The following is an 8,222-nucleotide window of genomic DNA, read 5'->3' on the forward strand; positions in this document are numbered from 1 at the left end:
CTGTATGTGTTTTTCGCGATCGAGGTGGACAGTCGCCGGGTCCATCTGCTCGGCGTCATCGCACATCCGGCGGGGGAGTGGGTGACCCAACAGGCCCGCCACCTGCTGATGGACCTCGGTCAGCGCGCTGACCGGTTCCGATTTCTGATCCGGGACCGCGACACGAAGTTCAGCGCCGCGTTCGACGCGGTCTTCGCCGCAGCTGGCGTCGAAGTGCTCACGACACCCGTGCGGGCGCCGAGGGCCAACGCGTACGCCGAGGGCTGGGTCGGCACGGCGCGCCGCGAGCCGCTCGACCCGGATGCTGATCGCCCCCGTCCATGCCGGCGGCCGGTGGGCGGGTACCTAGGCCCGGTTGGTACCGCGGACCCCGATGACCCGCTGGAGGAGGATGAACGCCAGCAGCAGTACCCCGGTGAAGATCTTGATCCACCAGGAGCTGAGCGTGCCCTCCGCCGAGATGATGGTCTTGATCAGGCCGAGTACCAGCACGCCGAGCAGCGAGCCGACGACGTAGCCGGCGCCGCCGGTGAGCAGGGTTCCACCGATGACGACCGCCGCGATCGCGTCGAGTTCCAGGCCGATCGCGTGCAACGGGTCGCCGGACTGGATGTAGAGCACGAAGACCAGACCGGCCAGCGCCGAGCAGAAGCCGCTGACCGCGTACACCCCGACCTTGGTACGCCCCACCGGCAGACCCATCAGCAGCGCTGACTGTTCACTGCCGCCGATCGCGTACACCTGGCGGCCGAAGCGGGTCAGATGCAGCACGTAGGCGGCCACCGCCACCGTGACCAGGGCGACGAGCGCCCCCACCGACAGGAACGTCCCGCCGCCGAGCGGAACGTGGTACTGGGCGAGCTGAGTGACGCCCGCGTCGTCGACGGGGATCGCTTCCTTGCTCAGCACCAGGCTCAGCCCCCGGAACAGGAACAGCCCGGTGAGTGTGGCGATGAACGGCGGCACCTTGTAGACCTGCACCATGCCGCCCATCAGCGCGCCACCGGCGGTACCCACCGCCAGTACGATCAGCGCCGCGACCCCGGCCGGCACGTGGTAGGCGACGATCAGCTTGGCCAGCAGCATGCCGCTGAAGCCGATCACGGAGCCGACCGACAGGTCGATGCCGCCGGCGAGGATGACGAACGTGACACCGACCGCGGCGATGACCAGGTAGCAGTTGTTGACCAGGAGGTTCGGCCCCACCTGGGCGTCGAACGAGTACCGGTAGGAGCCGTAGCCGTACATCATCAGGAACAGCAGCGCGGTGGCGGCGACCGGCAGGCGGCGGTCGTGCAGCACCCGGCGCAGCCGCGGGGTGGTCGCGGTGGCGGGGGCGGCGGCGACGGTGGTCGGAGCGTTCACGGCCGCGCCTCCACAGGGGTGTCGACGCCTGCCGGCTGGCGTACCGGTGGACTGCCCGTACGGGTACCGCCGCGGAACGGTGCGGTGGCCCGGCGACGGAAGTCCGGGGACTGGATGAGGCACACGATGATGACGACGGCCGCCTCGAAGACCATGTTGGCCTGCGACGGTACGCCGATGGTGTAGATCGTCGTCTTGAGCGTCTGGAGGATGAGCGCGCCGAGGACCGTACCGCCGAGGCTGAACCGGCCTCCGGTGAGCGGGGTACCGCCGATGACGACCGCGAGGATCGCGTCCAGTTCGATCCACAACCCGGCGTTGTTGGCGTCGGCGTTGGCGAGGTTGGAGCTGTTCATCAGGCCGGCGACGCCGGCACACAGCGCGCAGAACACGTACACCAGGATCGTGATCCGCTGCGCCCGCACCCCGGCGAGCCGGCTGGCCTCGGCGTTGCCACCGACGGACTCGACCAGCAGGCCCAGCGCGGTGCGCCGGGTCACGGCCAGCGTGCCGACGACCGCGGCGACGGCGATGAACACGCCGGTGGGGAGAGTGAACAGGTACCCGCCGATCGTCTGGTACGGCCGCGACTGCACCGTGATGATGAAGCCGCCGGTGATGAGCTGGGCGATGCCGCGCCCGGCGACCATCAGCACCAGCGTGGCGATGATGGGTTGCACCCCCGCCCGCGCCACCAGCAGCCCGTTCCACGCGCCGAGCAGCAGCGACACCACCAGCGCGAGCGCTACCGCGGTCAGCGCGGCGGTCACCGCGTTCTGGTCGGGCTGCCGGCTGATGTACGAGCAGGCCAGCGCGCCGGAGATGGCCATCACCGCGCCGACGGACAGGTCGATGCCGCCGGTGGCGATGACCATGGTCATGCCCAGCGCGACGAGGATCAGCGGGGTGCCGAAGACGAGAATCGACACCAGGCTGCCGTACAGATGCCCGTTGCGGACTCCGACGGCGAGGAAGCCGGGCGTGAAGGGCAGGTTGAACAGCAGCAGCGCGACCAGGATGGTCGCCGGCCAGAACAGCTGGTGCCGGGTCAACCGCCGCCAGCTGGTCAGGCTCATCGGTGTGCTCCGCTCGCGATCGTGCGCATGATGTGCTCCTCGGTCACCTCGGCGCCGTTGTCGAGCCGGGCGACGAGGCTGCGGTCCCGCAGGACGCCGATGGTGCGGCTGAGCCGCAGGACCTCCTCCAGTTCGGCGGAGATGTACAGCACCGCGAGCCCGTCAGCGGCCAGCGCCGCGACCAACTTCTGGATCTCGGCCTTCGCGCCGACGTCGATGCCCCGGGTGGGTTCGTCGAGGATCAGCAGCCGTGGTTGCGTGATCAGCCAGCGGGCGAGCAGGATCTTCTGCTGGTTGCCGCCGGAAAGCGCGCCGGCGCGTAGCTCCGGATCGGCGGGGCGGATGTCCAGCGCCGCGATGAACCGGGCGACCAGGTCGTCGACCCGGTCGCGGGGCACCGGGCGCAGCCAGCCACGCGCGGCCTGCATCGCCAGGATGATGTTCTCCCGGACGGTCAGGTCGGGGATGATCCCCTCCGCCCGTCGGTTCTCCGAACAGAACGCGACCCCCCGGGCGATCGCCGTGTGCGGGCCGCGCAGCACCACCGGCTCGCCGGCGATCGCCAGCCGGCCGCTGTCGCCCGCGTCCGCGCCGAACAGCAGCCGGGCCAGTTCGGTACGGCCGGAGCCGAGCAGCCCGGCCAGTCCCACCACTTCGCTGGCGTGCAACTCCAGGTCGAAGGGGGCGATACCGCCGCGCCGTCCGAGCGCTTCGGCGCGCAGTACCGGGTCGCCGACGGGTGGACGGTCCGTTTCGGCCAGCGCCTCCAGTCCGCCCAGTTCCTTGCCGATCATCAGCCGGACGAGTCCGACCCGGTCGAGGTCGGCCACCCGGTACTCACCAACGAGGCGGCCGTTGCGCAGGATGGTCATCCGGTCGCAGATCTCGTAGATCTGGTCGAGGAAGTGCGACACGAACACGATCGCCACCCCCTCGTCGCGCAGCCGGCGCATCACCGAGAACAGCACCCGCACCTCGTCGCGGTCCAAGCTGGAGGTCGGCTCGTCGAGGATGAGCACTTTCGTGGCGGAGCCACCGTCCCGATCCGTGGCGGAGCCGTCCGCGCGGTACTCCACCGCTCGGGCGATCGCGACGAGTTGCTGGACAGCCAGCGGGTAGGACCCGAGCCGGGCGCCCACGTCCAGGGTGAGACCGAACCGCGCGAGCAGCTCGGCGGCCACGCGGCGGGTCTTCCGCCACCGGATCACGCCCCCCGGACCGGTCAGCTCGCGGCCGAGGAAGATGTTCTCCGCCACGGTCAGGTTCGGGCAGAGATTCACCTCCTGGTACACCGTGCTGATGCCCATCCGCTGGGCCTGGTGCGGGTTGCTGACGCGTACCGGCGTGCCGTCGAGTTCCACGCTTCCGGTGTCGAGGTCGTAGACGCCGGTGAGCGCCTTGATGAGCGTCGACTTGCCGGCCCCGTTCTCCCCGAGCAGGGCATGGATCTCACCGGGCAACAGCCGGAAGTCGACCTCCGACAGTGCCTGCACAGTTCCGAATCGCTTGCCGATGCCGGTCATCCGCAGCACCGGCCGGGTACCGGGGGCGACCTCCGCCATGCGGGCACTCCCTTCCGCTTGGTGGCGCGAGGCTCTTAGTACTTGCGGTTGGGTAGCGCCGACGCGGCGTCGGCGGCGAGGAAGTCGCTCTCCTGCGTCTTGATCCACTTTTCGACGCTCTGTTTGGCGAGGACCTTCTTCACCGTGTCCATCAGTTGGGGGCCGAGCAGCGGGTTGCACTCGGCGATCGCGTTGATCTGGCCCTGGGTCATCGCGACGAAGCCGTCGTGCACCCCGTCGATCGACACAATCTTGATGTCGGTGCCCGGCTTCCTGCCCGCCGCCTGGATCGACTGGATCGCACCGAGGGCCATGTCGTCGTTGTGCGCGAACAGCACGTTCGCCTCGGGATGCGATTGCAGGAACGCGGCCATCACCTGCTTGCCGCCGTCTCGGGTGAAGTTGCCGGTCTGGCTGGCGACGATCTTCCACTCCGGGTGCGAGGCGTCCATGACCTTCTTGAATCCGGCGGCCCGCTGGGTGGCCGGCGCGGAGCCCGTCGTGCCCTCCAGCACCGCGATGTTCACCGGGCCGGACGACTGCCCCAGCACCTTCTCCAGCAAGTGCGCGGCGCGCTCACCCTCGGCTTCGAAGTCGGAGCCGACCAGCGACACCCACAGCGAGGCGTCGGCGTCGACCTGCCGGTCGGTAAGGATCACCGGGATCTTCGCAGCCTTCGCCTCCTTCAGTACCGTGTCCCAGCCACTGCTGACCACCGGCGAGAAGGAGATGACGTCGACCTTCTGGGTGATGTAGTCCCGGATCGCCTGGATCTGGTTCTCCTGCTTCTGCTGCGCGTCGGAGAACTTGAGGTTGATGCCGGCTGCCCCGGCAGCGTCCTTGATGGACGTGGTGTTGGCCGAGCGCCAGCCGGACTCCGAGCCGACCTGTGAGAAGCCCAGTGTGACGGTCTTGCCGCCGCCGGTGCCGTTGTTCTTCTTGCCGCAGGCGGCGAGCGAGCCGACGGCCACGGTGGCCGCCACGCCGGTCAGAAACGATCTTCTGCTGATCATTTTCTCTCCCTCAACGGGGTTCCGGGGTGTCATGGGCGGTGGTCGGCGTGGGGCGCGTCATGGACCCGGGCGCGGTACCGGTCGCCAGCCGGGCATCGGGCCGGGCCCCCGCGCACCGCCCACGGCGGATGACGCCGGTGGTGTTTGCCGCCGTCGCCACTGAAGAAAAAGTGTGTGCGCTCACATCAATGATCGTCAAGATGATGGACAACGCGAGCGGGTTACGAACAGATCACGACGGTCGATATGTCCGTACCGTTCACCGCTATGCTTTGCGCAGGTAAAAACGTACGTGTGAGCCCCGTACGCGCATCTGACGAGGTGAAGCGTCGCCAACAGGCAGGACGAGCCGGGCCGCGAGCGACGGGCTGGAACCATGCCGGCCGGTGGGCAGATGTTAACGCTCATACTCCGCACGGGTGCGCTGCCGTCCAGACCGAGAAAGGAGATCGCGTACCCGAGCATGCCGTTCATCGGCAGCTGGTGTCCGACACCGGCGATGCTGACGCCCTCGACCGTGGCCTGGGTGCCGGTGTTGCCGTACCGGGTGCGCGTCCAGCTCGGCTGCGGGTGGTCGGTCAACGCCGGGGTCTGGCTCAGCCCGTGCAGGTTGGTCCACTGCTTGACCTCTTCGCCGAAGTTCGGGTACGCCAGCGTGGTGTCCGTGGTGCCGTGCCACAGCTGCATCCGGGGGTAGCCGCCGGTGTAGCCGGGGTACATGGCGCGGGCCAGGTCACCCCACTGCTTCGGCGTCCTGCTGACGTTCCCGCCCGAACACTGGCTGTTCCACAGGGAGCCGTCGGTGGTGGCGAAGCACCCCGCCGGCACCCCGGAGAAAGCGGAACCGGCCGCGAACACGTCCGGGTACTCGGCGGCCAGGACGTTGTTCATCATCGCCCCGGAGGAGAATCCGGAGACCACGATGCGGGCCGGGTCGACGTTGTAGTGCTGGCGGGCGTAGCTGACCATCGACATGATGCCGGTGGAGTCGCTGCCGCCGTTGCGCTTGAGCGCCGCAGGCGAGGAGACATCGAAGCAGCTGCCGCTGCGGGTCGCCTCGGGCAGCACGATGATGTACCCGTACCGGTCCGCCGCGGTCACGTAGTCGTGTCCGTTGCCGTTGAAGATGCCGCTGGCCGAACCGGTGCAGTAGTGGACCAGCACCAGCAACGCCGGCCGCGGCACGACGGTGTCGGGCACATAGAGGTACATGTTGAGGTTCGTCGGGTTGCTGCCGAAGTTCGTCACCCGCGTCAGCGAGGCCGCAGCGGCAGGCCGGGCCGCCAGCAGTACCGCGCCGACGGCGAGCGGCAGCAACGCCGCCACCAGGACCGCGCGCAGAAGTCGTTTCATACGGTCGTCCTTTCGATCCGGCCGGAGCCGGCCGTCGTTGCCGCGGCTCGACCCGGGGCGGGCGGGCGGGGACGATGACCGACCACCCCGGGCGTCGTCCCGGACGCGTCAGGTGCGCGTCCACTTCTGGTTGCTGCCGCCGTTGCACGTCCACAGTTGGACCAGAGTGCCGTTGGCCGTGCCCGCACCGGTCACGTCCAGGCACAGCCCGGACTGGACCCCGGTGATCGTGCCGTCGGAGTTGAGCCGCCACTGTTGATTGGCCTGGCCGTTGCAGCCCCAGATCTCGACTTTCGTGCCGACGGACGTCTGGTTGTTGTAGGCGTCCAGGCACTTTCCGAGTACCTGCAACTGATTGGAACCGGTGTAGGTCCACAGCTGGTTGCTGCCGCCGTGACAGTCCCAGATCTCCACCTGCACCCCGTTGGCGGTGCTGCTGTTCGGGTCGTCAAGGCACCGGTTGGACCCCACACCTCGCAGGACCGTGGCCGAGCCACCGCCACCCCCGCCGGTGGTGCCGCCGGCCACCCGGTACATCACCACGCCGTGGCCGGGGACGGTGGCGCTGATGGTCCCGCTGGTGGTGCTGGAAGTTCCGGCCCACAGGTCGGCCAGGGCGTAGCTGGACGCGCCGCTCTTGCCGATCGCCGACACCGAGGTGGTGATGGTGGCCGCCGAACTGTTCTCGTTGAACAGCACCACGGACACGTCCCCGTTGGACAGTTGCTTGGCCAACACGTCCAGGCCGCCCGACGAGCTGACCATTCTGCCCTGCTTGCCGAGCGGGTCCTGGTCGACCGCGATCACCGCCTTGTTGCCCAGGATCGACAGCGTGGTGGCGGACGCGTTGACCAGATTGTTGCCCGCCAGCAGCGGAGCGGCCATCTCGGCCCACAGGCTGAACTCGGCCCGGTCCTCGGTGGCCGACATGCCGTTGCCGACCTCGAGCATGTCCGGGTCGTTCCAGGCGCCAGGACCGGCGTACGAGGACAGGCCGACGTTCTGGTGGAAGATCGACAGCATGCTGGAGTAGTTGGGTTGGATGTCACCGGTGGTACGCCAGAGGTTGCCGACGTTGCCGGCCCAGGTCCACGGCGCGTTGATGCCCCACTCGCAGATGCTGTAGACGATCGGGCGTCCGGTCGCCGCGAGCGCGTCCCGCATCGCCGAGTACCGGCTGATGTACTGCTGCGTGGTGCTGCTGCCGTTGTTGTTGCAGTTGTCGTACTTGAGGTAGTCCACTCCCCACGACGCGAACAGCTTCGCGTCCTGCGTCTCGTGCCCGAGGCTGCCCGGGTAGCCCGCGCACGTCGCCGTTCCGGCGTCCTCGTAGATGCCCAGCTTCAGGCCCTTGGAGTGGACGTACGCCGCGGTTCCCGAGATGCCGTCCGGGAACTTGCCGTAGTCGGGTTGGAGGTTGCCGGCGGCGTCCCGGCTGTGCTGCATCCAGCAGTCGTCGATGTTGACGTACTGGTACCCGGCCGCGGCCAGGCCGGACGACACCATCTTGTCGGCGGTCTGCTTGACGAGCGTCTCGGAGACGTTGCAGCCGTAGGCGTTCCAGTCGTTCCAGCCCATCGGCGGGGTCAACGCCAGTCCGTTGCCCAACGCCTGCGCCGGCGTCGCCGAGCGCACTCCGACCAGCCAGAAGGCGGCACCGGAGAGCAGCAGCAGTGCCGCCGCCCCGATCAACGGACGACGTCGACGTCTCCCGGCGCGTCTCGCTTCGAGGTACCCGAGGTGCATTCTGCTCTCCTCTCCGGGGCCGGCAGGTGGTACGGAGCCAACCGGTGACGACCCCCTGGCAATTGGTGGAACGTCGCCGCAGGTCCGACGGCCGGTAGTGGCGGCCG

General features: G+C 68.7%; 6 protein-coding genes. All 6 read right to left on the reverse strand.

Translation table 11 applies throughout. From position 1 onward, the window contains the following. Positions 1-345: 345 nt before the first annotated feature. Positions 346-1,365: a galactofuranose ABC transporter, permease protein YjfF gene (gene yjfF / locus Pme01_RS27735; protein WP_168117839.1), complete on the reverse strand. Its 1,020-nt coding sequence runs from the start codon at positions 1,363-1,365 to the stop codon at positions 346-348. Continuing rightward, positions 1,362-2,441 (reverse strand): ABC transporter permease, encoded by a 1,080-nt coding sequence (locus Pme01_RS27740; RefSeq protein WP_168117838.1) that lies wholly within the window; start codon positions 2,439-2,441, stop codon positions 1,362-1,364. The genes yjfF and Pme01_RS27740 overlap by 4 nt, the downstream gene beginning before the upstream one ends. After that, on the reverse strand, positions 2,438-4,003 hold the full coding sequence (locus Pme01_RS27745) for a sugar ABC transporter ATP-binding protein (RefSeq protein WP_168117837.1): 1,566 nt from the start codon (positions 4,001-4,003) through the stop codon (positions 2,438-2,440). The genes Pme01_RS27740 and Pme01_RS27745 overlap by 4 nt, the downstream gene beginning before the upstream one ends. Before the next feature lie 35 nt (positions 4,004-4,038). Next, positions 4,039-5,016 (reverse strand): ABC transporter substrate-binding protein, encoded by a 978-nt coding sequence (locus Pme01_RS27750; RefSeq protein WP_168117836.1) that lies wholly within the window; start codon positions 5,014-5,016, stop codon positions 4,039-4,041. Between the two features lie 195 nt (positions 5,017-5,211). Continuing rightward, positions 5,212-6,369, reverse strand: coding sequence for an extracellular catalytic domain type 1 short-chain-length polyhydroxyalkanoate depolymerase (locus tag Pme01_RS27755; protein ID WP_168117835.1), 1,158 nt, complete (start codon positions 6,367-6,369; stop codon positions 5,212-5,214). Between the two features lie 108 nt (positions 6,370-6,477). Beyond that, entirely contained in the window at positions 6,478-8,115 is a 1,638-nt protein-coding gene (locus Pme01_RS27760; RefSeq protein ID WP_168117834.1) for a glycoside hydrolase family 27 protein, read from the reverse strand. Positions 8,116-8,222: the final 107 nt, after the last annotated feature.

The sequence above is a fragment of the Planosporangium mesophilum genome (genome assembly GCF_016863255.1).
Lineage (GTDB): Bacteria > Actinomycetota > Actinomycetes > Mycobacteriales > Micromonosporaceae > Planosporangium > Planosporangium mesophilum.

Excerpts from the sequence above, each read along its gene's own strand:
- Pme01_RS27740 (WP_168117838.1), bottom strand. The coding sequence starts at position 2,441 with ATGAGCCTGACCAGCTGGCGGCGGTTGACCCGGCACCAGCTGTTCTGG.
- Pme01_RS27745 (WP_168117837.1), bottom strand. The coding sequence starts at position 4,003 with ATGGCGGAGGTCGCCCCCGGTACCCGGCCGGTGCTGCGGATGACCGGC.
- Pme01_RS27750 (WP_168117836.1), bottom strand. The coding sequence starts at position 5,016 with ATGATCAGCAGAAGATCGTTTCTGACCGGCGTGGCGGCCACCGTGGCC.
- Pme01_RS27755 (WP_168117835.1), bottom strand. The coding sequence starts at position 6,369 with ATGAAACGACTTCTGCGCGCGGTCCTGGTGGCGGCGTTGCTGCCGCTC.
- Pme01_RS27760 (WP_168117834.1), bottom strand. The coding sequence starts at position 8,115 with ATGCACCTCGGGTACCTCGAAGCGAGACGCGCCGGGAGACGTCGACGT.